Origin of the sequence: Pseudomonas sp. OST1909 (genome assembly GCF_015277575.1) — a bacterium.
GTDB lineage: Bacteria > Pseudomonadota > Gammaproteobacteria > Pseudomonadales > Pseudomonadaceae > Aquipseudomonas > Aquipseudomonas synxantha_A.
The window spans coordinates 3,231,908-3,256,087 of sequence record NZ_CP063780.1 but is presented as its reverse complement, the minus strand read 5'-3'; the positions used below and the strand labels follow the sequence as shown (position 1 = coordinate 3,256,087).

The window sequence follows — 24,180 nt, the reverse complement described above, 5'->3', positions numbered from 1 at the left end:
GCGGCTAATCCGGGAGCGATAGTAGCCTCCGCCAACTCAAAGTTGGCCAGGAGGCCCTATGTCCTCGCTCTTGTTCTACACGGATGAAAACGAAGCAATCGTAGCCACGGATACGCTTTTACATTATTCCGTCGACACGCCCCCAGGGTTCGCCAGCAAAGCTATCTCGATCCCGCACATCCGTATGATCATTGCCGGCACCGGATCGGCCCTGCTTTTCAGTCGATGGATCGGCCTTGTGAATAACCAAGGTTTTGCCCTCGATGTAGATGCGGTCGATGCTCATGCGCCCCAAGAGCTTCAGGCCCTCTGGAGCGAATTGAATCGACATGCCCCCGCCCTCAAGAATCAGACTGCAACGATCTATCACTTCGGGATTTCCGACAACTCTGGAAAAATCCATGGCTTCGCTTACCGTTCAGTGTCGGACTTCAAATCCGAGCATTTAGATTATGGGCTCGGGGTAAAGCCAGAGCTTATGGACAAGGCGGGAATCGACCTCAATTCGTACCCTGCGTGCGCGCCTGAAATGATGCGCGCGCAGTCACGTCAGGAAGAAAAAAAGACCCAAGACCGCGTTTATATAGGCGGGTCGGTGCAAGTCACCCATTTAACCAAGCACGGGTTTTCCATTTACTCATTAGGCGATCTTGACTGAGTGTCTTTGTGCCTGAGGATCAGGCGCGTCCGATCATGCCAGGGGCCGCCAAACACGATGATCTCGGAAGGCCTCCCGTAAAGGTGGTGCAGCAGGAATGGGCCTGGACCGAAGGTGCCCGACTCTTCGCCTGGTAGCGCAGGATCCGTGCCCAGGTAGATCCCGGCGTGGTTCGGGTGAACCGTTCGGCCAACCTGCATAACGATCATGTCACCGCGCTGAGGACTGTCTACGCGCACGAAGCCGGCAGCCTCGTAATGCTGTTCGTAAAGACTGGGGTTTTCCGCCCTCTCCCACCAGCCATCGGCGCGCTGGAAGGCTTCGAATTCCAATCCCCACTCGCGCTGATACCAATCGGCGCAGACCTGCCAGCAGTCCCAAGCGCCGTGCACGAACGGACGCTTGAGCAACGGCGTGCTGCCCGTTGGCGTGATCGTGCGCATGTCGCCCTCGGGCCAGGAAATGATATGCCAGGGCAAGGCCGTAGCCTCGCACATGGCCAAGTCATGCGGTGACGGCCTGCTGGTAGCGTCCGGGTGCGAGTGAACGATGCCGATCACTTCGCCAAAATCTTCCGCCGCAGCGTAGTCCTCGGGGTCGAGCCGGAACTCTTCGTTCGGATCCGTGGCGATGTTCCGGCACGGGAAGTACTTCTGCGCCCGGCCGACGGCCAGCAGCAGGCCACAACACTCTTTCGGATACTGGGCCGCCGCGTGCGCCTGGATTGCCGCGATGATGTGCTTGCGCATGGTCAGCTCCGAGCAATCAGGGAAACGGCGGGGAATCCACCAAAGGACAGTTCGTTGTTCTCGCCGAAGCGCAGCTTGCAGGACGATAAACAACCTTTGCACTGGTCCAGTGCCGGGTCATCCGTGGGGCTGTCCTCGTCGTCGAACATGGCCGCGCCGGTGTATCCGCAATCCGGCCCTCGATAGCCATTCGTCATGGCCCAGTGGCAGAAGGTCGTCATCTGCCGGCCGGGCAAGCCGTGGTTGTCGATCTCGCCCGGGGAGGACAGCTCCCAGACCACAGCCTCCCCGTCCTCGCTGGTCTTCTGATCGATGTACCAGATCTCCAGTGCTTCCTGGGTCGGATCTGCAGTTTGGTTGCCTTCTGGAAAGTTCACCGCGTCCAGGTACTTGGCCAAGGTCTCGCGGACCGTCAGTTTGAATTTCAGCATGTCCTCGAAAGCCAGGCACAACGCGGTGACGCGACCGTTGATGTTGCCGGCGGCGAATGTTGGCCGAGAGGCAGTACCGTCACTGTTGGAGCCGATACCTTCGATCTGCACCGGCCAGGCCGCGTATTCTGCGCCCTGCCACCAAATCGACTTGGCCGGCAGATCGTCTTCCGAGCCTTCATACGCCAGCAGTTCCTCGGGCGTGTGAGGGATGGCGTGACCGTGAAAGCGCAGGTAATCCGCACCATATTCGGTCCCATCAATTTCGAACAGGCGAATCTCGCCGCCAGGCTCCAGTTTCTGGATGTCCGTGATCAGTGCCATGGGTAGGTCTCAGGGATGAAAGGTTTGTTCGAAGGTGGCGGTGATGGCGTAGACCTGGCCCCCGCGGTGCACTGGCTTGTAGCCGTTGCACTTGTAGAGGCCCAGTTCGCCCAGGGGTGGCTCCCATAGGAACCCCCTGGCTCCTTTGTGCCGATCGAGGAAGGTCATGATGTCCTTGATGCGCGGCTTCAGCCCCGTAAAGGTCACCGGCCAAGACTGCGACCGGTTGTTGATTCCGTCCTCCACCGACTGGGTGTACCCATCGCCAAACTGCTTGGTCCGGACACGCTGAGTTATTTCACCCTCCGCGCCCTTCTCTGTTGCCCACGTAAATCGTTCGATTGCCATCAGCGCCCCTTGATTGCTTTGTTGATGACGCCGCCCTGGCCCATGTCCTTGTTGCGCATCTGCTGATACTTCTGCTCAACGAACGCGGCCAGTTCTTTGCCGAAGAGGTCATAGCCAGGTGTATCCGCACTCGATGAGGCGTTACCGTCGCCATCGATGTGCACCTCGACGTTGATCTGCGTACTGCCGGCCCCGCCGCCACCCATTGCTATTACGCCAAGCTTTCCGCTGGACGTCCGTGTCAGCGGCATGATCGCCTCCGGCCCCGCCTCGCCAGCGATCCCGGTTTTGCCGTTGGACATACCGAATGCGGTGGGTTTGCTGACGATGGTGTTGGTGAAGGCGCCCCCGTCGGCGAACATTTGCACACCGCCCGACCAGGCGCCGCCATTGGCCTGGGTAACGCCAGACCAGCCCGCCAATACATCAGGGCTGTACCCTGCCGCTGTCGAGCCTGCTGACGTGGTAGCCCCGCCACCAAAGTACGAGCCAGCGGCAGATATACCGAGCCCTACAAGTGAGCCGAGAAGCCCGGAGGCTGCTTGCCGGGTAGCAATGCGCGCCATGTCCGCGAGAACCGACTTCGTGAAGTCAGCGAACGAGAACTTACCAGTCGTGGCGAAGTTGACTACTGCATCTTCCATGGAGCTGAACGCATTGCCGAATAGAGTCTTGGTCTGCCCTGCTACGTTCTGCGCCGAATCCAGGTAGTTGGCCCAGGCCGATGTCGCGCCCTTCGTCCAGTCGCCTTGGGCTGCCTCCACATCCGCGTAGTTCTGCCGGATTTGGTCGGTAGCCTTCTTATTCGCATCTGCGAGAGCTTGCGACTTGCGGGCGAACTCTTCGTCCGACATGTTCCGAGAAGGATCGGAGCGTTGGTTTTCCAGGTCCAGCGACTGCTGAGCAAACCGGTCTTGCTGGCTGTTCAACTGCCCGTTGAGCGCGTTCTGGCGGTCACCCTGGCCGACGCCCAGTACGGCGCGTTGCCCGGCCAGCTCCAGGGCTCGCTGCTGCTGTTCCAGCGCCTGCGCGTAAGAGCTGATCGCCCGCTCCTGCTTGGCGAGTCGCCCGGTCTCGTTGGTGGCCAGCACTTCAAGTTGGCTGTCAGCATCCTTCTGCGCCTTGACCATCCCTGCGCGCGCGTCGGTGATCTTCTGGTCCAACTGGATGCTTTGCGCGGCCGAGGTGGTCTTCTTGCCCTTGGCGGCTTCCAGTGCGGAAATTTCGGACTCGTACGCGGCTGTAACTTGGTCGCGCTCGTTACCGATCAGGGCCTGGCGTCGCACCAGATAGTCGGCCTCGGAGATAAGGCCCGCTTTCTGCGCAGCGTCCAGTTCCTTCTGGTAGTTTTTGTAGTCGGCTGCGATGGACGCCAGGTTGTTCTTGGCGTCGTTAAAGCCGGTCAGGTTGACTTGGGAGCCTGGTGTTTTCGGATCCTTGAATTTAGCGTTGATGTTGGAGATGTTCTTGTCGATCGTCGCCTGGGCAAGGCGCGGATCGTTCGGCGAAACCTTGCGGATGTCGTCGAGCTGTTGCTTATAGTCCTCAAGCTCCTTGGTCCGCTTCTGCTCATTGGTCAGCGACGACTTGGTCAATGCGTCGACCTTCGTCATTGCCGTGACAGCCGCGCCTTGGGCCTTGGCCTGCTCACCCTCCCACTTGGCGATGTCGGCCTGGGCGGCTTTCTCGTCCTCCAGCATGTTCAGGCGGTTCTGCCGGAACTCGATCAGTGCATCCTTGGACTTTTGGTTCTGAAACAAACCGTCCATGTTCTGGGCTTCGAGCAGGTCCGACCTGGCATTCTCGATGTCCGAATTGATGTCACGCCGCCCGGCGTTTTTGAGACCATCAGCTGCCTTGGCGACAGCGTTGTATGCGCGCTCCCAAAAGCTAAGGTTTTCCAGAATCTTCGGCGTACGCTCATTGATCGCATCGGCGTACTGCTCGGTGGCCAGCTTCACCGCGCCGGCATGGTCGCCCTGCTCTTCCAGTGCGGCGATCTGCGAGTAAACCGACGCCGTCAGGTAGTGGTACTGATCATTCAGCGCAGCAGACGCCTTGACCGGGTCGTCGGCCAGTTTGGAGAACTCGGCAACCGTCTCACTGACAGCCTTGCCAGTAGCTTCCTGCATCGACACAGCGGCTTGGGTGATCGCCGTGAAACTCTCACCTGCGATCTTGCCGTTGTCGGCCAATAGCGCCAGCACTGCGGCCGCTTGGCCGGTGGTGCCCACGGTAGCACTGACCTGACGGGCCATATCGCCGAGTTGCCCAGCGCTCACGCCCACGTAGCTTCCGGTGAGGATCAGCGATTTGTTGTAGCGGTCCTGTTCCTCGCTGCCCCTGTAGTAGGCGACGGCCAGGCCACCTACAGCGGCGGTGGCAAGGGCCAGCGGCGCCAGGATGGCGAGCAGGCCCGCAGCACCTGCACCCGCGCCGGCGCCCAATTGAGCCACGGCACGAACACCGCTCCCCCAGTCACCCGACGACAGCGCGTTGCCCAGCTGTACGACGTTTTCCTGCGCCTGACGCGTGCCGAGACGCAGCTTGTCGAAACCGGTAGCTGTCTTTTCGAGCTTGGCGTAGTCCTTGTCGATCTTGCCGAGAGCCTTGTTGTAGTCGTCCTGGCTCAGACGACCCTCGTCCAGATGCTTGCCAAGCTGCTCGACCTGGGTGTCCAGCTTCGCCAGCGCAGCTCGGGCCGGGTCGATGGCACCCAGCAGACTGTTCAGGGCCTTTTGCTCGTCCAGGGTGGACTTGACCAGGGCCACCTGCTGCTTATCGAGCTGCGCAGAGATCTTCGCCGCTTCGGCCTCGCCATAGGCGCCGGTCTTAGTCAGCTTGGTCAGAGCGTCACGCTGCTTCGCCAGGTCCTGGGTAGTTTTGGCGCTGGTGGACAGCGATTTTTCCAGGGCCTGCATTTCGCTCATCAGCGAAACGGCGGACTGCTCGGCCCGGCCGCCGGCCTTCGCCATCTCATCCAGGCTCGTTTTCGCCTGGATTGCATCGGCCGAGTCGATCTTGACGCCGAGCTCTGCAATGTTCATCGACTCACCTTGAATAAGTGCCCGTGGTTACGGGCTGTTTTCCCTTTCCTCCGCCATGACGCGCAGGGCTTCGCCTTCCAGCACCTGAAGGTCAGGGAAGATTTCAGCGAGTTTCTTTTTCTTGATGCCGAGGAAACCGGCCACGTCGCGGATGCTGCTGTAGTCGAGACCGATAACGCCGCCGGCGCCTGCTCGCCACTGGGTGGACATGCGGTTGAACAAGAGGAAGGACGGCCAGTTGCAGGGCCAGACTTCGACCTCTTCCTCATCGAGGTCGGCAGCCGTCAGCCCGAGAGCAGCCAACTGCTCAGCAGATTGGCCGCTTGCGTACATCGCGCTGGCTGCCGCCTTCAGTTTCCCAGGCGAGCCTGACTGAACGCGCCCTGATAAGCGTTAACAACCGCTTCGGCGGTGCCGTAACAGGACTTAACAAGGGCGTTGATGCTTTTGTCGTCGAACTTGTCATCGAAACCCCAACCAACAACTAGATCCTTGATCTGCTGCACCTGAAGCTCGGTCTCGGCCGCGACGACATCGGACAGTGTGGTCGCCTCACCGAAGCTCGCGCGCATCTCCTTTCCCTTTGCGCTCCAATCATCGAACAGGGCTGCAAGCCCTGGGCGATCCCGATACTTGAAGGTGAACTCGATTTTCTCGGGCTCTTCCCCAACAATTGGAATCAGCACGAATGCCTTGAATGTAGGGTTCTGGGCGATCCTGATTTTTGCCATGGGAACTCCTTATGCGCCAGCCAAGTAGCGGAGCGAGCGAGCAGAAAGCCCGATGCTGATGGTGCGCGTCATTACGTTATTACGCTCCATGGTCGGATCCGGAGTGATACTCACGTAACCCGGGTAGAGGATCTGATCGCCGTTACGCAGCTTCATGCGGACAACTGCTAGTTCCTTGGTGTCGTCGTAGCCCTCGACGGTCTCCACGTACTGGGCCGTTGGCTGGTCCTCCACCACGATGGTGATGGTGGTGGGGTTACGGTTGGTTGGGAACTGCTTGTCGTCGTCATCTTCCAGGTAGCCGACAGTTTGATACTGCTGCTCGCCGCCGGAGGATGTGAACGATGTGACCTTCGAGATTTGCGTCCAGCCGGACACCGGGATCACCGAGCCAGCGCCTGCGCCCACGGTGTACTTGTCGACATTGGTGGTATTGAGACCAGCCAAAGCAAAAGCGTCGGCAGTAATGCCGGAAGCTTTTACAGCGCGGTCATTGATGAGTGCCCAGCCAGAATTGATCAGCAGGACGTCGCCGTTTTCAATGCTGTGTCCTACAGAGGCGGCGACAGGTGGCTTTGCATTGGTCAGGGCGGTGAAAGCGACGGCGGATCCCAAAACGCTGGCGATCTCCAGCACAGCGCCGTTCGGCAGCGGGAAGCGTGCGGCCATGGTGTATTTCCTCTTGAGTGCCCGCCTGTCGGCGGTAGGTTATGCCCCAGCGGGCAGTTGGTCTGCGACACCCAGATAGGTGAAGCTGGCCGGGACCATGTAGGTCGCCGGCTCGGTAATAGTTGGTCCTTGATCTACTGGCTCGGTGATCAAGCCCTCGAAACCGTTGCGGGCCAGCGGCGTGTCGACGCGAAACAGCCGGGCCAGTTCGTCAATAAGCGACTCGGCGATGGCCATGGCCTGCGCAGAGGGGCAGACGATGCTGACCTGATAAACACCGGCGTACTCGTAAGCCTCCCCGCCGAGATAGCGGCAGGTGGTGCTGGCCGGCAGCTGGTAGGCTCGCAGGTACGTTTCAGAGGCACTTGGTGTAAAAGGCTGGTTTGCGTAGGCCACTCGTATCGGGCGCGCAGCCGCCCATGCGGACAGCTTCGTTTCGATGGCCTGACGGGCGCGTGCGTGACTCATACCTGGTTGTTCCTGATGGCCTCCAGCACGATCTGCTGGAAGCGAGCTACGGTTACCCGGACCATGCCGCCAGGGGCTTGGGTCGAATGGCCGAACTCCAGCGGAATCGCGTAGGGCAAGTTGTTGATGATGTAGGCCATCTGGCCGGCGGTGAAGTCGCTCATTGCAGCGACCAGCGCGGCAGTGGTTTCTGCGCCGCTCGGGTCTACCTCGTCAAATGTGACGTTTTCGACCACCCCGAGCGAGATGTGCCAGTTCGCCCGGAACCGGCCGCCGACATAGCCTTCTGGGGCGATGACATCCATGCCGTCGTGTAACTTGCGGCCCTTCTTGAGCCTGCCAGCTTTCGTGAGGTTGGTCGGATCGCTGCGTAGCGCGCTGTTGTGGTCGTCGACGGCCTTGTTGTACTGGGTCGCTACGGCGTTCTGTGCCCATATCTCTGGGTTGCCCACAGGAGACATGCGGATCAGGCTGCTGCCGACTTCGATGATGATCTCCCGCACGCTTGCGTTGATGGCTTCGCTGGCCTGGGCGGCGAACTCGGCCAGGCTCAGGGCGAAGCTGCCGGATTGGTTTGCGTATTTGGTAGACACAACCGACTCCTCTCCAGCCGAGCATAAAAAAACCCGCTCAATGGCGGGTTTAGTTACGACAATTAATTGGTTTGAGCGTATGACCGCCGATCAGGCAGTTACGCCGCGAAGGCTCAATACTCCTCGAGCGCCTTGTCCGCCTCAATATCCTGATCAGCGCAGGCTTTGACCATAGCGAATCCGTACTGGCGCATCTGCTTCATACAGCGAGCCACAGTTTTTTTGTGCTCGTCTGGAATTTGCTTGATTTCAGCTACTGCACTTAGATCCTGATCAACGCAAGCCTTCACCATTGCTGATCCGTAACTCCCCATCTGAACCTTGCATCGATCAATGATCTCTTTTTTTACATCAGTGTCCGCATAGGCTGTAGTAGATAAGAAAGCTGCAATGCCAACCATTGTAATAATGCGGCGCATATCCATATACGTTTCTCACAGCAAGAAAGTTAAGGCACAACGCTATTACGGCCACGATTTTTTGTCCACTCATCAACACCCACAATGATGATGTCAGCTTCAAATCCCGGATTACCATCGCACCTGCAGCTCATACAAGATCGGAGTGCCGGCGGGGTTGAACTCTTTCAGCGGCGGCACGATTGACCAGGTGCGCCCCTGAGCAACCACTTTGTCGAGCAGACCAGGCACCCACGCCAATCCCTGCGCGGCGATCTTGAGCTTCTTGTCGCCCTGCTTGATGAGGCTGTTGTTCTGGAATTCTTGGCCGGTGAAGTCGAGCAGAATGCCTTGAGCGGTTTGCTCGATGGTTGCACCTGGTGCTTCGCCGCCCGTCTCCGGATCGTACTCGCCAGGTTCCGTCTTGCTGATGGTCACAGGCTGGCCGAACTCTGTGATCACCTCCAGCGCCATCACGGCCACATCATCGTAGAATGCCAAATCTACCTCCAACAAATTAGGATGAGCCATGACGAATGCTATGCGTGCAGGACTAATCCTTGATGCACTCAATCAATATATTTTGCAGCCTGACAAGGCGCTCTATTTCCGCCAGATACTTAGGTCTGCGATAAGAACAGCACTTGAACAATCCCCGGATGCACGGCGAATAGCTCAAGCACAGCGTAGATGCGCCCCCTCATGGGGACCTACAGAAACTCCCGTCGATGTCGCTGCCACTAAGCATTTAGCATCGATGATCGGTTCTTCGAGCGAGTGGCCAAAAGATTTGTTTGAAAACTTGGACATGGGCGAATTGCAAGGGGATTTCTAAGCCCGAATGGCGAATAAACCGCGCTTCTGCAAATAGTCAGCAAATTGTGTGGCGCTCGGTCGATCCGGCGCTGCCGGCAGCAGCCGGTTGCTGGTGGACGGGATCGCCGCGTACTGCCGCGTCACCGCGCCCTCAACACGATCCAGCAGCACCGCCCCTTTGCGCTTCTCCACCGGGTCTACATCATCCTGATGGATCTCTGCAGCCAGGGCCATCTGGCCGTACTGGATCCGCGCCGGCAGGTAGTTGTTCGGCTTGATCTCGTGATCCAGCAGCACTTCCCGGCGCGGCCAAGACAGTCCCTGCTCGCCATTCGTCTTGCGCCCCTTCCAGGTCATGCCATCCATAGCCAGTGCGGCCCGGCGTAGCAACGCTTCCTGCTCCGGGACGCCTGCGGGGATGACCGTGCCGAACTTCAAGGCATACATGGCCAGGTCCTCGGCGCTCGCATAGCTTTCGGCGTCAGGCTTGCCGGTGCCGTCCTCAATGATGAGTGTCATGCGTCGTCTCGCTGGAATGGTTTGAGGATTGGCCGCCGAATCACCAGCAGCCAACAGTATTACTCCTTGGTCAGCTCAGCTACGAGCTTTTCCAGGGACTCTTTCGAGGCATTGGCCCGATACTGGACCTTGGCCTCATCGAGCGTTGCCTTCAGCGCCGCGATTTCTTCAGCCTCATCACTCGGCGGTTTAATCGAGGCATTTTTCAGGGCCCCAATCTCTTCGCGCAGCGCGTCGACAGTCAGGACCAGGCCGTCACGCTCAGTGGTCAGCTCTCCAACCGAAGCATGAATGTTTCCGAGTACAACAAACAAGCGCAACGCCAGTTCGCCGGACTCTGGACGATTGATTTCGCCAGTTTCCAGGCCGTCAACAAGGATCTGGATCGATCCATGCTCAGCACGCAAAGCCGCGATCACCTTTTCCAGTTCGGCTTGGTTGCCCGCACCAACAATCTGCGCCCGCTTGGCTTCCTTCACCGACACATCGATGCCGGCTGCTTCGTACGCATTGACCACGCTCGGCCAATCGCCAATCACCGCCACGCGTGTAACACCGGCTTCAGGCTTATCGAAGTGTTCCGGATTGCGGTAGCGCTTCTCCGGGTCAAAGTCGTTGAGCTGGTTGCTGTAAGTCAATTCCATGAGTTTCTCCAAGGCGGCCATTGCTGACCGCTCGTTGAGTTCGAGGCTTAGCCGCCGGTGGCAGGAGGTGTTGCAGTGAGGGTAATCATCACGCCAGCAGTCACCTTGTTGCTGCCCGCGTGCTTGACCCAGTTGGCAGCGGAGCCGACGGCAGCCAGGGTTGGGTTAGAACCGCCAGTGGTGGCTTTCCAGCTGTAGCCCAGCACGTCGATGTTCACGGTGCCTTCAGCGCGGTAGCCGATGCTCAGGTTTTCTTCGTCGTTCACTTCGTAGGAACGGAAGCCTGGGGCCTGAGACTCGGTGATGGTTACCGCGTTTGGCAGCAATCCAAAAATCACGTCCGCCGGCGCGGTGTCCGTCACCAATACTGGCTTGCCCAAGGTGCCCGGCAGGCCGCCATAGATCACAACACCCGCTTCTTCGTAGATCTTGTTGGTGATGGCTTCGTCGACGATGTCGAAGTAGGCGGACGAGTGCATGACCCACAGCGCAATCCGGCCGAACTTGTCACCAAACTTGCGCATGCCACGGGTCAGCGTCTTCTTGCCATCGGTTTCGATGTTGGCCGAGACCACCATGTCAGCGTTGGAGCCGATGGCGGCACGCAGGCCAGCAGTTGCATACTGGATGAAGCCTTCCAGGGTAGCGTCTGCTACGTCGGCACCGACGATCTGGGAGAACTCCTCGACCGGACGGCCGCGGCGTTTGAACGCCTCTTCGGTGGTCTGGTACGGGCCGTACTTCCAGGGAGCCTTGACGCCGACGGCTTCGCCGGCGGTGATCTTCTTGGCAGTTACCTTGCCGTCAGAATTGACGTCGCGGTGCTCCAGAGAGCCGTTCAGCTTGTAGAGAGCGCGCTTGCGGAAGTCGCCTTCGATCAGTTCATTGTCCAGCACCATCGCGCCGTTGGACGATGCGTTGAACACATCCAGGTTGTCCTGGACACGCTCGAGGTATGCGGTTTGCGCCTCATCGTTGTAGATGATCAAGTCGCTGTTAACGGTTGTAGCCATGGGTAAATCCCCTTACTTGGGCAATGCGAGATATGCGGTTTGGCCGTGCTTGCGCTGAAAGTCGCGCTTCTGCTCGGAGGTCATTTCGGAGCGCTTGAATGCAGCCTTGCCGCCACCCCCGCCCGGGGCAAATGTCCCTGAAGCCCTTGGCCACAGATGAGGTGCGTTTTCGCGCAGAGATTCCGCCCATTCGAGCGGAGTCAAAGGGGTCTTGCCGTCTTTACCGAGGATGACCTGGCCGGATTCATCAACGGCGACTGCATCGCCATCTTCGTTAAGGGTGAACACGCCTTTGGCGCGCAAGATGATGTCGTCTGTTGCTTCGGGGAGAGCGCCGGCTTTTAGTGCTGCACCGCGTACCGAGTCGCCCAAGACTTTGCCCTGGAACTTGGCAGCGAAGGATTCAGCCTTCTCGGCGCGCTCGCTGATGGTCTTCAACTGCTTGTCGTAGTCGCCACGAAGACGCTCAGTGCGGCGGTTGAAGACTTCGTCCACCTTGCCCTCTGTCAGCAGCTTGGTTTCTTCGTCCTGGCCGGCACGACTGAGCAAGCCTTTGACGGCGTCAATGTCGATGCCTTCAAACTGGGTTTCGAACTGAGTCAGCTTGCCGGAGGTTTCCTTCAGCTTGCCCAGCAGCTCCGAGTTCTTGGTTTTCAATCCGGAAACGGATGCTTCAACGGCAGTCGCGATAGCGGCCTTGATTGCCGGGTTTTCCAGGTCGATTTCGTTTTCGTCTGCCACGTTGATGCACCCCTTGGGTATGTTTTGCCCGCCTGACGGACATAAAAAAACCGGCTCAAGGCCGGCTGAATGAATGTGTTCGGTTAAATTCCGGCGCGTTCGAACGCCAAAGGCTCCAAGCCCTTCATCTGTTTCAGTGTTAGCGGCGAGAAGTTGCGGTCCAGTTGCAGTTCGGCGAAGCGCTCCACCGTCAACCCACCCTCCCGGAACAGCTTGGCCCGGACTGGGCCGATAGCAACGTCCTGGAACGCAGCCGGCTGCTGCTGGAGCCAGTGGTAATAATCGAGGTCTGCACTTACCTGCTGGCCGCCATTGGCGCCTACTGAGGCACGGGTAGCGCCCTTGGCGAACATGGCACTGAGCTTGGTCAGCAGGATGAAGGTGGTGCGGCAGTTTGGATGGAACGGCGGCCTTGGGCCGGAATCCACTGGAAACTTACGTTTGTCCATTGAGCGGCATTGCTGGCTGGTCTTGCTGTCCAGCGTGGCCACCATCTGGATCTCTTCCACGATATCCGTGTTGGCCTTAGCCACCTCCATTCGCGCCTGGGACGACACATGCTGAATGGAAGTGTGCACGACCGTGCTGGCATTGCGATTGGTGGTGGCCAAGATGCCGTCTTTGTACCCTGCCGCCTTGGTGCCGCGAATGTTGCGGATGATTTGGAAGTTCGTCTGGCCTTCGAAAAAGCCTTGCCGGATAGTGCCGGTGACACGCTCTCGCTCGGCGCCGGTCCAGCCCTTGATGAAGGCTTTCAACAGCTTGCCGCCACCGGTACCGCGCACGCTGAGCGGATTCGTCAGCACGGCGGTACGGATTGCGGCAGCTGTTGGCGCGACTACATCCAGCGACACGCCAACCGGTGCCGACCTGGCAAGACTGGTCGCCTCGAACTCGGCCTCGTAATTGGCGATGTCCACCAGGTCGAGGTTCAATTGCGCGCTATAGCGGTCGAAGATGCCCAGCAGCAGGCTATCCACTTCCTTCAACAGTGCTTCCAGACGTTTGACGTTGTACTCGGTCAGGTCCGACTGGGTGAGCCGGTCACGGATCGAGCGGTCAATCTCCTTGAGAAAGGGAGCGAACTTGCCCACCTCCCCAGCCTTGAGCTTTTCGAGAAAGACAGCGTGCCGGATGGTTGCGTCAAGTATTGCTTGGTTCGCCGCCATCTACTATGTCCTCGTCGTCCAGGCCCAGACCATCGCCCTGCTCTTCCAGCTCGCCGTCGATCTGTTCGTCAGTTCGCTCTGGCGCGATCAGTCCAAGCTTGCGCAGATATGCTCGAAGGTCCGCTTTCGCAAAGCCGCCGTTCTGCCACAAGCCCACCAAGGCCGTGATCATCTGCGGATCGGCCGTCAGCTCGACGAACTCTTGATTGACCTGATAGGCGACTTTCTTGTCGGTGATGCCCATGTAAGCGCAGCACCACATGATTGCCCGGGTGTAGGCCTCGCTGACGTTCGCCACGCACCCGGCCAACACCGATGTTGAGGCTGACTGATCGCCGCGGGACTCCGTAGCGGTCTTGGTAGCAAGTGACGCAACCACCATCCGAGCGCCCAGCTCGATCATCATCTGGTTCTTGTCGGCCATGGCCTCTTTGACCAAGGTGTTCGGAGCGGGCTGTGCGTAACCGAATGCGCCGCCCACAGGCAAAAGCATCGGCGCTCTCGATCCAACATAGATGCCGTTCTTCTGCATCCAGTCGCGCCACTGCTCATCCAGACCACTGATCCAGGGCTGTGCCTGCCCACACCAGAAAACGCTATCTTCGTAGTCAGCACTATTCCGGTAATGGCCCAGGTTGATCATGGCGATGTCGTAGAGCGGCGACTCGTCGATGCTTGGATCGTTGTTCTGTGCGCCGACGAAGGTGAACGGGATCTCCTTGAGGCGACCGGTTACACCCTCGGGCTTGAACTCGTCGATGACTGCCAGTGGCCCTCCACCTTTCGGCCCAGACCTGCGCCAAACGCGGCAAACGAAACCGTCGTCTTCCAGCGCCAGCTCCCGGTACTGCTCAGCTGTCTTGTAGCCAAAACCATCCGGTATCTCCGGCGACTCGCGCAGCACCACCAGCGTCAGCACGCTGTGACCGTTCACCATGCCCGTGCGCCAGTTGATGATGTCTTCGGCGCAATAGGACAGGATCACCGAGTGCCCGCCGATACCGTCATCCTGGTGATAGTCGACGTACAGGCCGTGTCGGCCAGCCTCCAGTACCTTTTCAAGCGTGCCCTGGGAGTGCTGGTAAATGCTCACCCCAGATCCGTTGGCATTGTCCTGCAGGTATTCAAGTTTCTTGGGGACCGTCAGCGTCGGGTCTTTGTGGAAGGCCAGGCCCAGCAACCCGTTACGGGTGTGCCCGGTGGCGTTTTTGAACACTGCCCGCTCTCGATAAGCCCGGTTCCTGTCTTCGTTCTCCGGCGACTTGTCGTGTGCGTTGATGAGCGGCAGCCGATCGACAACACGATGCTGGCCCGCGCACACGTCGCGAACGGTCGCCCAGCGATCCAGCACTGCCGTGTATTCCGCCCGCTTGAAGGAGACGTCATTGCTCATCGGGCGTATCCCATTTTGATAGAAGTGACGATCGCTTTGATCGGATAGCGCTTGGCGATGAAGTAGCCGGCGGCGTCGTTCATATGGTCGTGACCCTTTTTCGGATCTTTGTCCGGCTCGCCCTTGTCGGTGTAGGTCTGTCGCTCCAGGCACAAAGTGAGCTGAGGGCACTGGTCGATGTTGACCTTCAGTCGTCGCTCGCCGTAGGCATTCAGGAACATAGCGTTCACCGAGTTCACGCGGTCTTTCACGCCTGGGTTGGTGGAGTCGACGATCACCGTGAATTTTGCTTTCTTCAACAGCGACAAGTCGGACTCGCTCGCGTTTTTGCTGCTGGTGTTCTGCCCGCTGGCGTCGGGATAGACCGCCACCGAGTGCCCAGGGAACCGCGTCTGGATCTTCTCGATCATCTCAGGTGTGTCCCGCACACCGTGAAACTCATCAAGGGCCATCGGCAGATTGTTACGCACGACGTAGACAACAGCGGCCATCTTCATGACGTTGAAGTCCATGCCGATGTGCAGCGCCTCACCTGGCTTGATTCGTTCGCTGGTGCGGCATTCAGTACGATTGAACGTGTAGTAAACGACACCCGCATAGTTCTCGAAGCCGGCTTCGTACTCTTGCCGGAACGTTCGTGGGTCCATCTTGCGGCGAGCAGCGTCAAGCTCTTCAGGAGGGACGTTGCCGCCTTGCAATGACGTGTACTGCCAGCTCTTGTGATCGGGTTCGCCACCTGGCTTGCCGTCCATGTACGTGTCGTAGCAGTGGTTGAAGCCTTTCGGTGTACCAATCCGCAGCGCATGGCCGCCCTTGCGCACGCCGACACCTGGAATCGTGTACTGACAGGTCGACAGCATCGGCCTCAGCACTTCTTCCCACGCAGCCCACGGGCAGTCCGCCCACTCATCCACTAGGACGAAGAACAGACCAGAGCCCCGAAGGTTGTCGTAGTTATCAAGCCCCACCACGCGCATGACGTGGCCGGACTTGAGCGTGATCGAGCATTCTGTCTCGTTCGGGCGATGTGCGCGCCACGCCTCGGGGATGGCCTGCTTCAGCCGACGCCAGAACACACGCTTGGCCTGCTTGAAGGTCGGCGCACCGTACCAGATCTCATCCTCGACGCTCACGCCCCATTCAGCAGCCAGCCGTGCAGCGCGGCGCATCTCGGCCTTGCCCAGGAACGTTTTGCCGAACCGGCGACCACACACCGCATCGCGGAAGCGGGCCTCAGGCTGAAATCCCCAGCAGTAAATGTTCGCCTGTTTGGGCGTCAGCTTTACCGGCGGGTCAAAGGTACGGGGTAACGGGGACATTCTCATCAGGCTCCAAGGTGTACTCAGCAACGGCGTGCTGCTGGTCAGCGTGGGAGCCCAAAGGCTTTTCAGGTTCAAGGCGGCGATTCACGTAAACGTCGCCCACCTCTTTAGCGGCCTGCTCATACAGCTGAGCGGTCAATGCAAGGTTGCGCATGTTCTCGGCCTTCTCAGCCATTCGCCCCAGGCCGCGAAGACGGTAGGCGCGGTTGGCAATCGGTATCTCGGCTGTCTCTTCGCGGAATCTCTTTCGGGTGTCTTGGAATAGGGTCACCCACTTAACTGCAAGGCCCTTCCCCGCAGCCTTGGTTGGGTCGTGCGTCTCCACCTGCTGGCGAGTCACGACGACCCCGTATTCGTTCTTGACGGCCTCCACCACCTGGGATGGTGTGTCAAAGCACGCCAGCGCCTGAACGATGAAGCTCTTCACCTCATTTTTCAGGGCTGCCATAAATTCTCATCCGTCTAGAGCCTGTCAAGAATCAGGCCGATCTCAGCAGACAGGTTCCGCAGGCCCTCGCAATGTTCAATTTCCCCACCTCGGCAGGACTGTTTGCAGCATCCACCAACGCTTGAACGTCAGGGCTCGCACCATAGCGGCGGACCACACCGACGAACTCTTCCACGTCGTGGCCCTGCAGCTTTATCTTCGGTGCACCGTCCTGGGTGAATGCTGGTTGACCGTACTTGTCGGTCGCGTGAGCCAGGTGATAGAGCTCGTGCTCAATCAGGGCGCAGAACTCAAGGTCGCTGCACTGGGCGCAGTAGTCAGCAGCCAGAGTGATGATGAATGCCGGCACATCGCCGAACCAATCACGCATCTGTTGCTCCAACCGGGCTTTCTGCCAACCACCGGCGCGGAACGCTACCTGCTCAGCCTGGCCCAGCACGGTGCGACCCTGCTTCTCGAAGCTGGAAGACGCCCACATGACCCGGATGTCTGCATCCAGTAGATGGGCATGGTCTTCGTTGTGAATCCTGCCGCTGTTGACGAGGATCTCGGCATGGACCCATTCCCACACTTCCTGGGCGGGAGTCAGGCGTATACCGAGGTCGGACAGATTACTTAGCGCTGCCGGGGGAAAAGGTCTATCCATAAACCCTCCCAGGACTCGTTTGCTTTACGCGTATGTAGTCAGGACCCTTGCTGCGATGTAGCCCGTAAAGCCGAGCAGCAAAGTCATATTCCTGAGCTGGTAAAATATTTCCGTCAGACGGGCCACGTGCCTTAACTCGGGAATCACTATTGCAGCCTTTGCAGGATTATTCGTTTCTTGTGCATGGAGAAAATCACTATTGGCTCTCCTCGCCCTTAAGACGGTCTCGATACGTTTGAAGCCCAAGTAAGCGCTCAAACCCAACGTCAAAAGCGAGCAAAGAAACATTGTTGGTATGTTCCAGCCCAGATGCCCGTAGGGAATCGTCTGGCCAAGGTATGCACAGCCTGCCAATGTCGCACCCAAAACAAAGCGATCAAACTGTCCCATCTCTTCATTGTGGCTTTGGTGCAGCAAAACACTCCGTTGATCCGTTCCCATGCCCGTATTCCGTATGTTCGGGTGAAATTTCCCTATTCATATATTACGACAACGAGCGCTTACCAACATGCCGCACTCACCTGCGGCACACCTACCCCGCCCCGCCTTCCAGAAGTACGTCAATCAGCTTCTGCTCACCCAGGCGCATCGCACCCAGACATTGCAGGTCGTCGCACTTGGGCCCGAGGCCGAAGACGGTCACCTCACCCTTGGCACCGATCAGCGTCAAGGCGCCGACCGTGCACTCGGGATGCTCTCCAGCGTCGAGGTCGTCGGCAATCTTTCGCAGGGTCTTGGCGGCGTCGCGCCAGCCCTCACGTTTGAGCTCAACAATCTTCATGCCTAACTCCGCGCCACGGTTTGGCGCATTCGAAAACGTGGCGCGGATTACGGCTTCCGGCGATCGATGCCTTCCGGTGCCTTCGGGCATCCCATGCAATGCTCACAACTCAGCGTTCGGCAAAGCCAGGCCTTCACCGGCCTCCAGTACATGACCATGAACATGTGGCGCACCCCAGCCATGCAGAGAGCAACGTGGAATGTCAGGCCAGCAGTGGTCGGCCCGAAGAAGATGTTCTGGCTGCGGGTCATCACGACGAACCCGCTGATGGCGATCGCCGAATAGATCAGCTTACCCAGGATGCCGTCCCTCACCTTCCCGCTCAGTACGCACCAGGTGGCCCACAGCGCTACCAGGCCACAGGCGATGGAGTTGATCAGTTCAAGATTCATGGTGGATTGCCTCCCCCGAACCGCTGGCGGATGAGCGCCCAGAGGTCAGCGGCTTTGATGGCTCGGTTGATTGCTGCCAGGAGCGAGCCGCCGAACGTGCCCAGAAGAAAACCAATCCCGGCAACGATCTTTGGCTCAGTGACGTTCAGGTAGGCGCTTACCATGCTCGTCAGGTACAGCGAGCAGGCCACACCGGTGACCAAGAACACCAACCAGGCGCGCCAGTCGGACAAGTCGTCCTTGTGCCACCAGCTTGCAACAACAGCCCCAATCAGGCCCGCAATCAACAATTCGAACCTGTCGATCTTGTCGAGCAGGCGCTGTAGATACTCCATGCGCTCGACTCCGTGGGGCATGAGAAAATGGCTATAAGCCATGTAGAATTCCCCTGCCAACTAACCAAGGACAAGGGTATGAACAAAAAAATTGCGGCAGGATTACTCGCATCGATTGGGATCATCGCCGGCGCTCACGGCGAATCCTTCTCAAAGGCCGACATATGCAAAGCAGCTATCGCAGTGGAGATGGGACGCCCAACCAAAACCATGAAAACGAAGCACGCTGAGCCAAACCCCGAAATCACGTACCGCCGCCCGGATGGGGATTCATTCCGTTATCGCTGCCAGGTGAGCGAAGATCGAGTGATTTGGTCTTCTTTTATGGAGGATGAAAATCGGTGGGGCCGTTGGCGCAATCAATATCCTGAGGGTGACGCCCTAACTACATACTCGGTGTCGAATGGCGTGCTGACGATCAGCAATGATCAGTCGGGTGACGAATCCTTCAGGAAAAAAGACTTTTGAAGCCCTGAATAGGTGCGCGTCTTTCCGCGCTGCCTGCCAAAGACAACCCCGGCGTCGACGCGTCGACGCCCCAATGCATCGATCTCGCCGTTCGTGGCTCGCGCCACCCTTGAAGCACAGCAAGGTCAGGGTGCACGGGCTGCCGGTGTTATTTCAGTACGTCGCACTATCCGGCTATCGACGCCCAGGCTATCCCGAGGACTGTCCTTGGCTACCGGTGAATTTGACGCATAAAAAAACCCAGGCTTTAGCCTGGGTTTGCGGGTATATCAAAGCCGGAGTTACAACTCGCCGGCCCTTTTTAACACTTTGATGTCATTTGACACCGTCTTCTGCGACGTCATGGTGCGCTTAGCAATTTCGATTTGAGTCAGGCCTTCGTCCGACAGTTGTTTTACGACATCGCGACGCTGAGACGCCGGCAGTTTAGTAGCCAGCTCTGTGGACTCACGTACGAGCCCAGTCATACTATCGGCTTCTCGGATGATCCGTTGGGTGCCATCAGGCGAATCGACGGTAAATACCATCCGATCACCCTTCTTCTGGACCGTGTAATCAACACCACCCTGCTGAATAATTTTAGCTAGGTCGGACAACTGCTTAGCGACCATCGCATCAGCACTATTCACTAGCACTGATGGCGCAGGGGTCTTTTTGCGAGGAGCGGGTGTTCCCATGTTTTACATTCCTTTAGCGGTTATTGTGAGCCGCTATGAAAACATGCAACCGTCAGAAATACTAGTAAATTGCTAGAAATTTTAAGTTACTGCCCATCCATCTATACACGCGTACGGATGGCATGATGGGCTAATATTGGCTCAATAGATCACTGCCCGTCAAGCGACTTCGGATGCAATAAGGCCTTCTCGTTCGAGAATGTGCTGAGCCTCGACCAGGGCCAGATCTACGGTGCTCTCCAGCGACTTACGAATGTCACGCCTCCACCGCTCCTGAGTTTTAATCGGGTGCGGCTCATTCGACCAGTTATCCATCTCGTACCAGCCGGCCGGCAAGACGTTGGTGGAGCGCTTCCCATCCACACCAGGAAGCCGAGGTAATGCCCAGGTAACCACCGCGCAATGCAGGAACCTTTCCGGCGCCGGCGACCGCATCACGCGCGTCAGCTCAGCAATAGCTGCGTGCTTGCGCTCCGCGTGCGTGGAAAACTTCGCGACCAGTGCGCGCCAATGCTCGGCGGATAGCGCCTTATGCAGGCGACCGAACACCCAGCAGTCCTGGAGAAACGCCGCCTCCTTGCCAACGATCTCCCCCTTCTGCTTGGCGCACTGCACCTTCGGCTCAAAGTCGCAGCCGCCGGCGGAACTGATGGTCTCGGCCGCAAGGGCGCGAACTACTGCTGAAACAACGTTGCGATAGGTCATGCTGCGAGCCCCTTCTTTAGTTCTCTGGTCTTTGCCCTGTATTCGGCGGTGATAGCTTTCAGTTGCTCTACGGTTTCTTTGCGTGGCGTGTGGTCGGCCTCTAGCGTCTCGACAGCCTCCAGGCCGATACGGGCGATCAGGCCAGCCCGAAAACCCTGGGAAACCGTCTCGCCTTTGCGGGCGAACTTGGACGAGCCTGCATTACAGCTTTTGCACTGGAGCCAAATATTGGTCGGTACCAGCCTCAGTTCAGGCCGTGCACCCTTACCGAGGAAGTGACCCGCATCAAATGCGCCGCCGGTCTTCCAGCCCTGGGCGGCCAGGATCGATTCCTGCGACTCTCCACAACTGATGCAGCCGCTGCCAATGCTCAGCTCGTAGGTGCGCCGGTAGTCGCGCACGGCCTTCTCAGCGTCCTTGAGGTGATCGCCTCGGCTCTTGAGCGCTTCCTTACGGACTTTTATCTCTCGGCGCCCAACCTGGGCCAGCGCCTTAAGGGCCTTTGGTGCGTGCCTTGGCGCGTCGATCATTGCGCATGCCGGACTGCACGCCGCCTGACCGATGCGCGCCGGGACGAATGAGGCCCTGCACGTAGCTACACGGCATTTCTTCGGCTTGGGCTGTTTCCGTTCGATAGTCATGCGGCCTCCTTGAATGCTTCAAACTCTGCCATTTCGGTCAGGCGCTCTTCCGTGAGCGTCGGCCAATCGTGTAGCACCAGATACGCGCAGCACTGGCGCCAAAAATCTTGGAATGTCTCCTCCCCCATCGAATCGTAGGAAAGGCTGCGGGGTGTCTTGCGGGTGAGTTGGCCAAGGCCAGGAATGTCGAAAAGCTCCTCGTCGCAGTACACGCCCGACTCCAGTTGCAGGGCCTTGATTGCGTCGTGTGACTGCTTGCCAGAGAACCGGTCGATGTTCTGGCTCAGCACCCGGCCCAGGCCGTGGACCAAACCATTAAACCGTGGGTTGCGCGGCTGCTTGAGGTCGGCCCGGATCTTCGTGTTGATGCGGAAGTCACGCTCACGCAGGATCGAGCGGTCAGCATCGGAGGACGGCACGAATGCGGCGACCTCTTTGCCGGTGGCTGGATCGACCAGTCGGCGCAGGACCAGGTACACAGGCATTGGGCGAGGCTTTGCTGGCTTGGTCATTGCGCTGCCCTCTTCGCTTCCAGTTCCTGGGCCTGCTTGATCAGTAGTGCCCGGCGATCCGCTAACTCGTTGGCCGCTGCAATCCGTATCTCGTCCTTCTGCTCTGCGCTGGCCTTGCGCATTTCCAGCATCGAGTTCTTAACAATCTCAAGCTTTGCGCGAATAGCGGGTTCCGGCCGGGTGACGGTGCCGGTGAGCAAGCCCGCGATCGCGCGACCGTCTTCGGTGACCGGCTCGACGCTCAACTCTGCCAGGTACTTTTGGCCGTGCTCGCGGGGAATACGCTTCAGCTCCATCGCCTTGGTTACGGCCTGGAGTCGACGGTTGGCGTCGAAGCCCACGGACACATGCCAGTTGACCGGCTTCGCATCCTCACGGGCCTGGCTGACGAACCGCTGGTAGGCGTCAATGAACGCCATGCGAGCACCGATCTTGTCGCCACCATCCAAGATGGGTTTCGCAGCAGCCAGAGCCAGCTGAATTTCATCAGTCAGCACCACAGTTTCGAATTCATCGTTGGTCATCATGGCGATGGCCCAGGCCTCGTCCTTACCTGGACGTCCATCGGCGGTCTGGACGCGCTGCAAGATGTCAGCCATAGCCAGCTTGCCCTTCACTTCGAAGCGGCACGCCTTCAACGCGGCTTTGACGACAGGCACCGAGTAAGCGCAGAGGTCTTCAGCCATCATTGCCGCAGTGCCTGGGTTCATTTCCTGACCCATGGCCTCGGCGGTTGCGCAGATGGCGGCGGCCAGCCCAGCAACCTGCTGGTCGTTCATTTCAAAGGTATTCATTGCGGTCACCTGCTTGGCGTTTGGCCAGAACCATCTGGGCGGCCTGCTCGGCTGCTGAGTGGTTTGCTTCGGTCCGCTCCATCTGGCGGGCTGTCGTGCCGTTGATTCGCTGCCCGGTCACCCACTGGGTGTGGTAGCTCTCTGCGTTGGCCAGCAGTTCGTTGAGGCTGTGGCACTTGCGCAGCACGGCGGCATCGCTGGTTTTCAGGAAGTGGGCAGCGACGTGGTGGGCAGCATCGGCACCGAGACGGTCGACCAGCAGCGCTGTCTGCTTGCCGGTCTTGGCGTTCCAGACCGGCCAGGCGCCGTAGCGCTTGCGGTAGGCCATGGCGTAGTTGGCCCAGACCTTGAACGTCTTGCAGGCCTGATCCTTCGGCCCCGGCATGTCGGCGGGGATCTCAACTCGTGGTAGCTGCGGAACGAATGGCACAACCTGCCCCGTCACGACCTTGGCGGTAGCCTGGGGCGTAATTGGTTCAATGACCGGTTCTATGACTGGTTCAAGAGAGTTACTGATTCTGGGTGCAGCTACTGCACTACCCCCTGGTGCAGGAGATTCACTAGGGGGTGAACCTGCTGCACTACCCTGGTGAATCTGCTGCACTACCCCTGGTGCAGGAGGTACACCACCATCAAGGGTGAGGAAGTAAACGTTCGACGAGTTCCCTTTAGGGCCACCCTTTCGGATTTCCTTTCGCAACAAGCCGGCTTCACACAGGGCGGTGATGTGGTTCATTACTGAGCGCTTGCTGATTTCGCACTGGTCAGCGACATGCTGATAGGACGGCCAGCACTCACCTATGTCGCTGGCGTTGTCAGCCAGCTTGATCAGGACAAGCTTGCGCAATGGATTGCCGACGCGAAGCTTCATCGCGGCGACCATAAGGCCCATACTCACGCGGCACCTCGCACTGCTTTATCGTGGGTGAACAGGCCATCCCAAGTCTTCATCATGGGCAGCTCGCCGGCCAGGTACAGGTCGTACAGACGCGCGGCGCCCTTCTTCAGCAGGATCGGCGTGTAGGAGATAAAGGGGTCTTTGCCGTGCGGGGTGACTTCGTGCTGATGCTCGGTCATGTACTTGTCGCGCGCGGATGAGCCAACACGGTGACGCGTGCCGGACTTGCTCTCGTTGTAGAGCCAGCTGCGCGCCTCCAGGTACTTGCCCACCTGCATGACGTTGACCCCATTGAGGCCCTTGCAGAATTGGGTGTGGGTCATACCTTCCTTGAACAGGTTCTCCAGGGAGTGGATCTTGGTGGCCTGGGCCTGAACCTCCACGGAGAGTTGTAGGCGAGCCTGCTCAGCCGATTGTTTCTGCTCCACCTCATCAGCCCAGGCGCGCGCGGCTGCTGCCGGATTGGAGAAGTCAGGTAGCGTTGCAATGACGCGACTACCTTCAAGCTCACGCCAGCGCTTTATCACCACCATACGCATTGCTGCGCTGTAGCCGGTCAGGAGGCAGTCAGTGTGTTCCCGGTCTAGCAGATATTCGGTTTGCTGCCGGTTCATACCGTACAAATAGATACCCTGAAAAGTCAGGACATCTTCTTTGAGGTCAGCAAGCATGTTGCGAATATCTGCCTTGACGTTGTCGTGCCGCTTGCCGGTCAGATCGGCGATTTCACGCGAAGACATCGTGCGCGCCACGTTTTCAGATTGCGAAAAACGTGGCGCGAGATTGTTGGGGCTATTGATCGACTCGGTGTGTTGGTGCATGATTCGCTCCAGTTGTTTACCGCTGTAGA

34 protein-coding genes are annotated in these 24,180 nt (G+C 58.7%); 3 read left to right on the top strand and 31 right to left on the bottom strand.

Annotated elements, in window-relative coordinates; genetic code table 11:
- The first annotated feature begins 58 nt into the window (after positions 1 to 58).
- On the top strand, positions 59 to 658 hold the full coding sequence (locus IH404_RS14180; protein WP_194438104.1) for a hypothetical protein: 600 nt from the start codon (positions 59 to 61) through the stop codon (positions 656 to 658).
- Here IH404_RS14180 and IH404_RS14175 read toward each other — a convergent pair.
- From IH404_RS14175 to IH404_RS14125, 11 genes are all read right to left on the bottom strand, one after another.
- Entirely contained in the window at positions 634 to 1,407 is a 774-nt protein-coding gene (locus IH404_RS14175; protein ID WP_194438103.1) for a C40 family peptidase, read from the bottom strand. The two genes, IH404_RS14180 and IH404_RS14175, sit on opposite strands and share 25 nt — an antisense overlap.
- Before the next feature lie 2 nt (positions 1,408 to 1,409).
- A complete protein-coding gene (locus tag IH404_RS14170; protein WP_194438101.1) occupies positions 1,410 to 2,162 on the bottom strand; it encodes a phage minor tail protein L in 753 nt (250 codons plus the stop codon).
- A gap of 9 nt (positions 2,163 to 2,171) precedes the next feature.
- Positions 2,172 to 2,510, bottom strand: a complete 339-nt coding sequence (locus IH404_RS14165; RefSeq protein ID WP_194438100.1) for a phage tail protein — start codon at positions 2,508 to 2,510, stop codon at positions 2,172 to 2,174.
- Positions 2,510 to 5,557: a phage tail tape measure protein gene (locus IH404_RS14160; protein ID WP_194438098.1), complete on the bottom strand. Its 3,048-nt coding sequence runs from the start codon at positions 5,555 to 5,557 to the stop codon at positions 2,510 to 2,512. Before IH404_RS14160 ends, IH404_RS14165 begins: the two co-directional genes overlap by 1 nt.
- Before the next feature lie 27 nt (positions 5,558 to 5,584).
- Positions 5,585 to 5,890 carry a DUF1799 domain-containing protein gene (locus IH404_RS14155; protein ID WP_194438096.1) on the bottom strand — a complete coding sequence of 102 codons (306 nt, stop codon included), beginning with the start codon at positions 5,888 to 5,890 and terminating at the stop codon, positions 5,585 to 5,587.
- 17 nt (positions 5,891 to 5,907) lie between these two features.
- On the bottom strand, positions 5,908 to 6,288 hold the full coding sequence (locus IH404_RS14150; protein WP_194438094.1) for a phage tail assembly chaperone: 381 nt from the start codon (positions 6,286 to 6,288) through the stop codon (positions 5,908 to 5,910).
- A 9-nt stretch (positions 6,289 to 6,297) separates the two neighbouring features.
- On the bottom strand, positions 6,298 to 6,957 hold the full coding sequence (locus tag IH404_RS14145) for a phage tail protein (RefSeq protein WP_034135914.1): 660 nt from the start codon (positions 6,955 to 6,957) through the stop codon (positions 6,298 to 6,300).
- 39 nt (positions 6,958 to 6,996) lie between these two features.
- Complete coding sequence (locus IH404_RS14140) at positions 6,997 to 7,425, bottom strand: phage tail terminator-like protein (RefSeq protein WP_194438092.1); 429 nt, start codon at positions 7,423 to 7,425, stop codon at positions 6,997 to 6,999.
- Positions 7,422 to 8,018: a hypothetical protein gene (locus tag IH404_RS14135; RefSeq protein WP_194438090.1), complete on the bottom strand. Its 597-nt coding sequence runs from the start codon at positions 8,016 to 8,018 to the stop codon at positions 7,422 to 7,424. Before IH404_RS14135 ends, IH404_RS14140 begins: the two co-directional genes overlap by 4 nt.
- Before the next feature lie 113 nt (positions 8,019 to 8,131).
- Positions 8,132 to 8,443, bottom strand: coding sequence for a hypothetical protein (locus tag IH404_RS14130; RefSeq protein WP_194438088.1), 312 nt, complete (start codon positions 8,441 to 8,443; stop codon positions 8,132 to 8,134).
- 105 nt (positions 8,444 to 8,548) lie between these two features.
- The gene (locus tag IH404_RS14125; protein ID WP_194438086.1) at positions 8,549 to 8,917 is read right to left on the bottom strand and encodes a hypothetical protein; all 369 of its coding nucleotides are present in this window, start codon (positions 8,915 to 8,917) and stop codon (positions 8,549 to 8,551) included.
- Between the two features lie 28 nt (positions 8,918 to 8,945).
- Here IH404_RS14125 and IH404_RS14120 point away from each other — a divergent pair, with 28 nt between their 5' ends.
- Positions 8,946 to 9,251 (top strand): hypothetical protein, encoded by a 306-nt coding sequence (locus tag IH404_RS14120; protein WP_194438084.1) that lies wholly within the window; start codon positions 8,946 to 8,948, stop codon positions 9,249 to 9,251.
- Here the strand turns inward: IH404_RS14120 and IH404_RS14115 are convergent.
- The 13 genes from IH404_RS14115 to IH404_RS14055 all read right to left on the bottom strand — a co-directional run bounded on the left by IH404_RS14115 (position 9,248) and on the right by IH404_RS14055 (position 18,635).
- Positions 9,248 to 9,751 carry a DnaT-like ssDNA-binding protein gene (locus IH404_RS14115; protein ID WP_194438082.1) on the bottom strand — a complete coding sequence of 168 codons (504 nt, stop codon included), beginning with the start codon at positions 9,749 to 9,751 and terminating at the stop codon, positions 9,248 to 9,250. The genes IH404_RS14120 and IH404_RS14115 overlap by 4 nt on opposite strands.
- Positions 9,752 to 9,810: 59 nt before the next feature.
- Positions 9,811 to 10,395, bottom strand: a complete 585-nt coding sequence (locus IH404_RS14110; RefSeq protein ID WP_194438080.1) for a hypothetical protein — start codon at positions 10,393 to 10,395, stop codon at positions 9,811 to 9,813.
- 47 nt (positions 10,396 to 10,442) lie between these two features.
- Positions 10,443 to 11,408 (bottom strand): major capsid protein, encoded by a 966-nt coding sequence (locus tag IH404_RS14105; protein ID WP_194438079.1) that lies wholly within the window; start codon positions 11,406 to 11,408, stop codon positions 10,443 to 10,445.
- Positions 11,409 to 11,420: 12 nt separating this feature from the next.
- Positions 11,421 to 12,149, bottom strand: a complete 729-nt coding sequence (locus IH404_RS14100) for a hypothetical protein (RefSeq protein WP_194438077.1) — start codon at positions 12,147 to 12,149, stop codon at positions 11,421 to 11,423.
- A gap of 83 nt (positions 12,150 to 12,232) precedes the next feature.
- Complete coding sequence (locus IH404_RS14095) at positions 12,233 to 13,318, bottom strand: minor capsid protein (protein ID WP_194438075.1); 1,086 nt, start codon at positions 13,316 to 13,318, stop codon at positions 12,233 to 12,235.
- Positions 13,293 to 14,711, bottom strand: coding sequence for a DUF4055 domain-containing protein (locus IH404_RS14090; RefSeq protein ID WP_194438073.1), 1,419 nt, complete (start codon positions 14,709 to 14,711; stop codon positions 13,293 to 13,295). Before IH404_RS14090 ends, IH404_RS14095 begins: the two co-directional genes overlap by 26 nt.
- The gene (locus IH404_RS14085; RefSeq protein ID WP_194438072.1) at positions 14,708 to 16,030 is read right to left on the bottom strand and encodes a terminase; all 1,323 of its coding nucleotides are present in this window, start codon (positions 16,028 to 16,030) and stop codon (positions 14,708 to 14,710) included. The genes IH404_RS14090 and IH404_RS14085 overlap by 4 nt, the downstream gene beginning before the upstream one ends.
- Positions 16,005 to 16,481, bottom strand: a complete 477-nt coding sequence (locus IH404_RS14080) for a DUF2280 domain-containing protein (protein WP_194438071.1) — start codon at positions 16,479 to 16,481, stop codon at positions 16,005 to 16,007. Before IH404_RS14080 ends, IH404_RS14085 begins: the two co-directional genes overlap by 26 nt.
- A gap of 31 nt (positions 16,482 to 16,512) precedes the next feature.
- A complete protein-coding gene (locus IH404_RS14075; RefSeq protein ID WP_194438070.1) occupies positions 16,513 to 17,127 on the bottom strand; it encodes a putative metallopeptidase in 615 nt (204 codons plus the stop codon).
- Positions 17,128 to 17,151: 24 nt separating this feature from the next.
- Positions 17,152 to 17,568: a hypothetical protein gene (locus tag IH404_RS14070; RefSeq protein ID WP_194438069.1), complete on the bottom strand. Its 417-nt coding sequence runs from the start codon at positions 17,566 to 17,568 to the stop codon at positions 17,152 to 17,154.
- 91 nt (positions 17,569 to 17,659) lie between these two features.
- Complete coding sequence (locus IH404_RS14065) at positions 17,660 to 17,908, bottom strand: hypothetical protein (protein WP_194438068.1); 249 nt, start codon at positions 17,906 to 17,908, stop codon at positions 17,660 to 17,662.
- A gap of 47 nt (positions 17,909 to 17,955) precedes the next feature.
- Positions 17,956 to 18,300 (bottom strand): hypothetical protein, encoded by a 345-nt coding sequence (locus IH404_RS14060; RefSeq protein ID WP_194438067.1) that lies wholly within the window; start codon positions 18,298 to 18,300, stop codon positions 17,956 to 17,958.
- Positions 18,297 to 18,635, bottom strand: coding sequence for an MFS transporter (locus IH404_RS14055; protein ID WP_194440677.1), 339 nt, complete (start codon positions 18,633 to 18,635; stop codon positions 18,297 to 18,299). The genes IH404_RS14060 and IH404_RS14055 overlap by 4 nt, the downstream gene beginning before the upstream one ends.
- A gap of 78 nt (positions 18,636 to 18,713) precedes the next feature.
- On the opposite strand from IH404_RS14055, the gene IH404_RS14050 reads away from it, so the two are divergent.
- On the top strand, positions 18,714 to 19,103 hold the full coding sequence (locus IH404_RS14050) for a hypothetical protein (RefSeq protein ID WP_242462604.1): 390 nt from the start codon (positions 18,714 to 18,716) through the stop codon (positions 19,101 to 19,103).
- Positions 19,104 to 19,384: 281 nt separating this feature from the next.
- On the opposite strand, the gene IH404_RS14045 is transcribed toward IH404_RS14050, so the two are convergent.
- The 7 genes from IH404_RS14045 to IH404_RS14015 form a co-directional block, all read right to left on the bottom strand.
- The gene (locus IH404_RS14045; RefSeq protein WP_194438066.1) at positions 19,385 to 19,780 is read right to left on the bottom strand and encodes a winged helix-turn-helix domain-containing protein; all 396 of its coding nucleotides are present in this window, start codon (positions 19,778 to 19,780) and stop codon (positions 19,385 to 19,387) included.
- 159 nt (positions 19,781 to 19,939) lie between these two features.
- Positions 19,940 to 20,485 (bottom strand): hypothetical protein, encoded by a 546-nt coding sequence (locus IH404_RS14040; protein ID WP_194438065.1) that lies wholly within the window; start codon positions 20,483 to 20,485, stop codon positions 19,940 to 19,942.
- A complete protein-coding gene (locus IH404_RS14035; RefSeq protein ID WP_194438063.1) occupies positions 20,482 to 21,126 on the bottom strand; it encodes a recombination protein NinG in 645 nt (214 codons plus the stop codon). The genes IH404_RS14040 and IH404_RS14035 overlap by 4 nt, the downstream gene beginning before the upstream one ends.
- Entirely contained in the window at positions 21,123 to 21,638 is a 516-nt protein-coding gene (locus tag IH404_RS14030) for a hypothetical protein (protein WP_194438061.1), read from the bottom strand. Before IH404_RS14030 ends, IH404_RS14035 begins: the two co-directional genes overlap by 4 nt.
- The gene (locus IH404_RS14025) at positions 21,635 to 22,432 is read right to left on the bottom strand and encodes a hypothetical protein (RefSeq protein ID WP_194438059.1); all 798 of its coding nucleotides are present in this window, start codon (positions 22,430 to 22,432) and stop codon (positions 21,635 to 21,637) included. The genes IH404_RS14030 and IH404_RS14025 overlap by 4 nt, the downstream gene beginning before the upstream one ends.
- Positions 22,419 to 23,330 (bottom strand): helix-turn-helix domain-containing protein, encoded by a 912-nt coding sequence (locus tag IH404_RS14020; RefSeq protein WP_194438057.1) that lies wholly within the window; start codon positions 23,328 to 23,330, stop codon positions 22,419 to 22,421. The genes IH404_RS14025 and IH404_RS14020 overlap by 14 nt, the downstream gene beginning before the upstream one ends.
- On the bottom strand, positions 23,327 to 24,151 hold the full coding sequence (locus tag IH404_RS14015) for a Rha family transcriptional regulator (RefSeq protein WP_194438055.1): 825 nt from the start codon (positions 24,149 to 24,151) through the stop codon (positions 23,327 to 23,329). Before IH404_RS14015 ends, IH404_RS14020 begins: the two co-directional genes overlap by 4 nt.
- Positions 24,152 to 24,180: the final 29 nt, after the last annotated feature.

What these genes read in the sequence shown, in the direction of transcription:
- IH404_RS14110 (WP_194438080.1), bottom strand. Translation starts at nt 10,395, where the DNA reads ATGGAATTGACTTACAGCAACCAGCTCAACGACTTTGACCCGGAGAAG.
- IH404_RS14040 (WP_194438065.1), bottom strand. Translation starts at nt 20,485, where the DNA reads ATGACCTATCGCAACGTTGTTTCAGCAGTAGTTCGCGCCCTTGCGGCC.
- IH404_RS14165 (WP_194438100.1), bottom strand. Translation starts at nt 2,510, where the DNA reads ATGGCAATCGAACGATTTACGTGGGCAACAGAGAAGGGCGCGGAGGGT.
- IH404_RS14025 (WP_194438059.1), bottom strand. Translation starts at nt 22,432, where the DNA reads ATGAATACCTTTGAAATGAACGACCAGCAGGTTGCTGGGCTGGCCGCC.
- IH404_RS14095 (WP_194438075.1), bottom strand. Translation starts at nt 13,318, where the DNA reads ATGGCGGCGAACCAAGCAATACTTGACGCAACCATCCGGCACGCTGTC.
- IH404_RS14035 (WP_194438063.1), bottom strand. Translation starts at nt 21,126, where the DNA reads ATGACTATCGAACGGAAACAGCCCAAGCCGAAGAAATGCCGTGTAGCT.
- IH404_RS14155 (WP_194438096.1), bottom strand. Translation starts at nt 5,890, where the DNA reads ATGTACGCAAGCGGCCAATCTGCTGAGCAGTTGGCTGCTCTCGGGCTG.
- IH404_RS14045 (WP_194438066.1), bottom strand. Translation starts at nt 19,780, where the DNA reads ATGGGAACACCCGCTCCTCGCAAAAAGACCCCTGCGCCATCAGTGCTA.
- IH404_RS14115 (WP_194438082.1), bottom strand. Translation starts at nt 9,751, where the DNA reads ATGACACTCATCATTGAGGACGGCACCGGCAAGCCTGACGCCGAAAGC.
- IH404_RS14105 (WP_194438079.1), bottom strand. Translation starts at nt 11,408, where the DNA reads ATGGCTACAACCGTTAACAGCGACTTGATCATCTACAACGATGAGGCG.
- IH404_RS14055 (WP_194440677.1), bottom strand. Translation starts at nt 18,635, where the DNA reads ATGGAGTATCTACAGCGCCTGCTCGACAAGATCGACAGGTTCGAATTG.
- IH404_RS14090 (WP_194438073.1), bottom strand. Translation starts at nt 14,711, where the DNA reads ATGAGCAATGACGTCTCCTTCAAGCGGGCGGAATACACGGCAGTGCTG.
- IH404_RS14120 (WP_194438084.1), top strand. Translation starts at nt 8,946, where the DNA reads ATGACGAATGCTATGCGTGCAGGACTAATCCTTGATGCACTCAATCAA.
- IH404_RS14030 (WP_194438061.1), bottom strand. Translation starts at nt 21,638, where the DNA reads ATGACCAAGCCAGCAAAGCCTCGCCCAATGCCTGTGTACCTGGTCCTG.
- IH404_RS14075 (WP_194438070.1), bottom strand. Translation starts at nt 17,127, where the DNA reads ATGGATAGACCTTTTCCCCCGGCAGCGCTAAGTAATCTGTCCGACCTC.
- IH404_RS14060 (WP_194438067.1), bottom strand. Translation starts at nt 18,300, where the DNA reads ATGAATCTTGAACTGATCAACTCCATCGCCTGTGGCCTGGTAGCGCTG.
- IH404_RS14160 (WP_194438098.1), bottom strand. Translation starts at nt 5,557, where the DNA reads ATGAACATTGCAGAGCTCGGCGTCAAGATCGACTCGGCCGATGCAATC.
- IH404_RS14080 (WP_194438071.1), bottom strand. Translation starts at nt 16,481, where the DNA reads ATGGCAGCCCTGAAAAATGAGGTGAAGAGCTTCATCGTTCAGGCGCTG.
- IH404_RS14065 (WP_194438068.1), bottom strand. Translation starts at nt 17,908, where the DNA reads ATGAAGATTGTTGAGCTCAAACGTGAGGGCTGGCGCGACGCCGCCAAG.
- IH404_RS14175 (WP_194438103.1), bottom strand. Translation starts at nt 1,407, where the DNA reads ATGCGCAAGCACATCATCGCGGCAATCCAGGCGCACGCGGCGGCCCAG.
- IH404_RS14070 (WP_194438069.1), bottom strand. Translation starts at nt 17,568, where the DNA reads ATGGGAACGGATCAACGGAGTGTTTTGCTGCACCAAAGCCACAATGAA.
- IH404_RS14130 (WP_194438088.1), bottom strand. Translation starts at nt 8,443, where the DNA reads ATGGATATGCGCCGCATTATTACAATGGTTGGCATTGCAGCTTTCTTA.
- IH404_RS14140 (WP_194438092.1), bottom strand. Translation starts at nt 7,425, where the DNA reads ATGAGTCACGCACGCGCCCGTCAGGCCATCGAAACGAAGCTGTCCGCA.
- IH404_RS14150 (WP_194438094.1), bottom strand. Translation starts at nt 6,288, where the DNA reads ATGGCAAAAATCAGGATCGCCCAGAACCCTACATTCAAGGCATTCGTG.
- IH404_RS14145 (WP_034135914.1), bottom strand. Translation starts at nt 6,957, where the DNA reads ATGGCCGCACGCTTCCCGCTGCCGAACGGCGCTGTGCTGGAGATCGCC.
- IH404_RS14015 (WP_194438055.1), bottom strand. Translation starts at nt 24,151, where the DNA reads ATGCACCAACACACCGAGTCGATCAATAGCCCCAACAATCTCGCGCCA.
- IH404_RS14085 (WP_194438072.1), bottom strand. Translation starts at nt 16,030, where the DNA reads ATGTCCCCGTTACCCCGTACCTTTGACCCGCCGGTAAAGCTGACGCCC.
- IH404_RS14170 (WP_194438101.1), bottom strand. Translation starts at nt 2,162, where the DNA reads ATGGCACTGATCACGGACATCCAGAAACTGGAGCCTGGCGGCGAGATT.
- IH404_RS14180 (WP_194438104.1), top strand. Translation starts at nt 59, where the DNA reads ATGTCCTCGCTCTTGTTCTACACGGATGAAAACGAAGCAATCGTAGCC.
- IH404_RS14050 (WP_242462604.1), top strand. Translation starts at nt 18,714, where the DNA reads ATGAACAAAAAAATTGCGGCAGGATTACTCGCATCGATTGGGATCATC.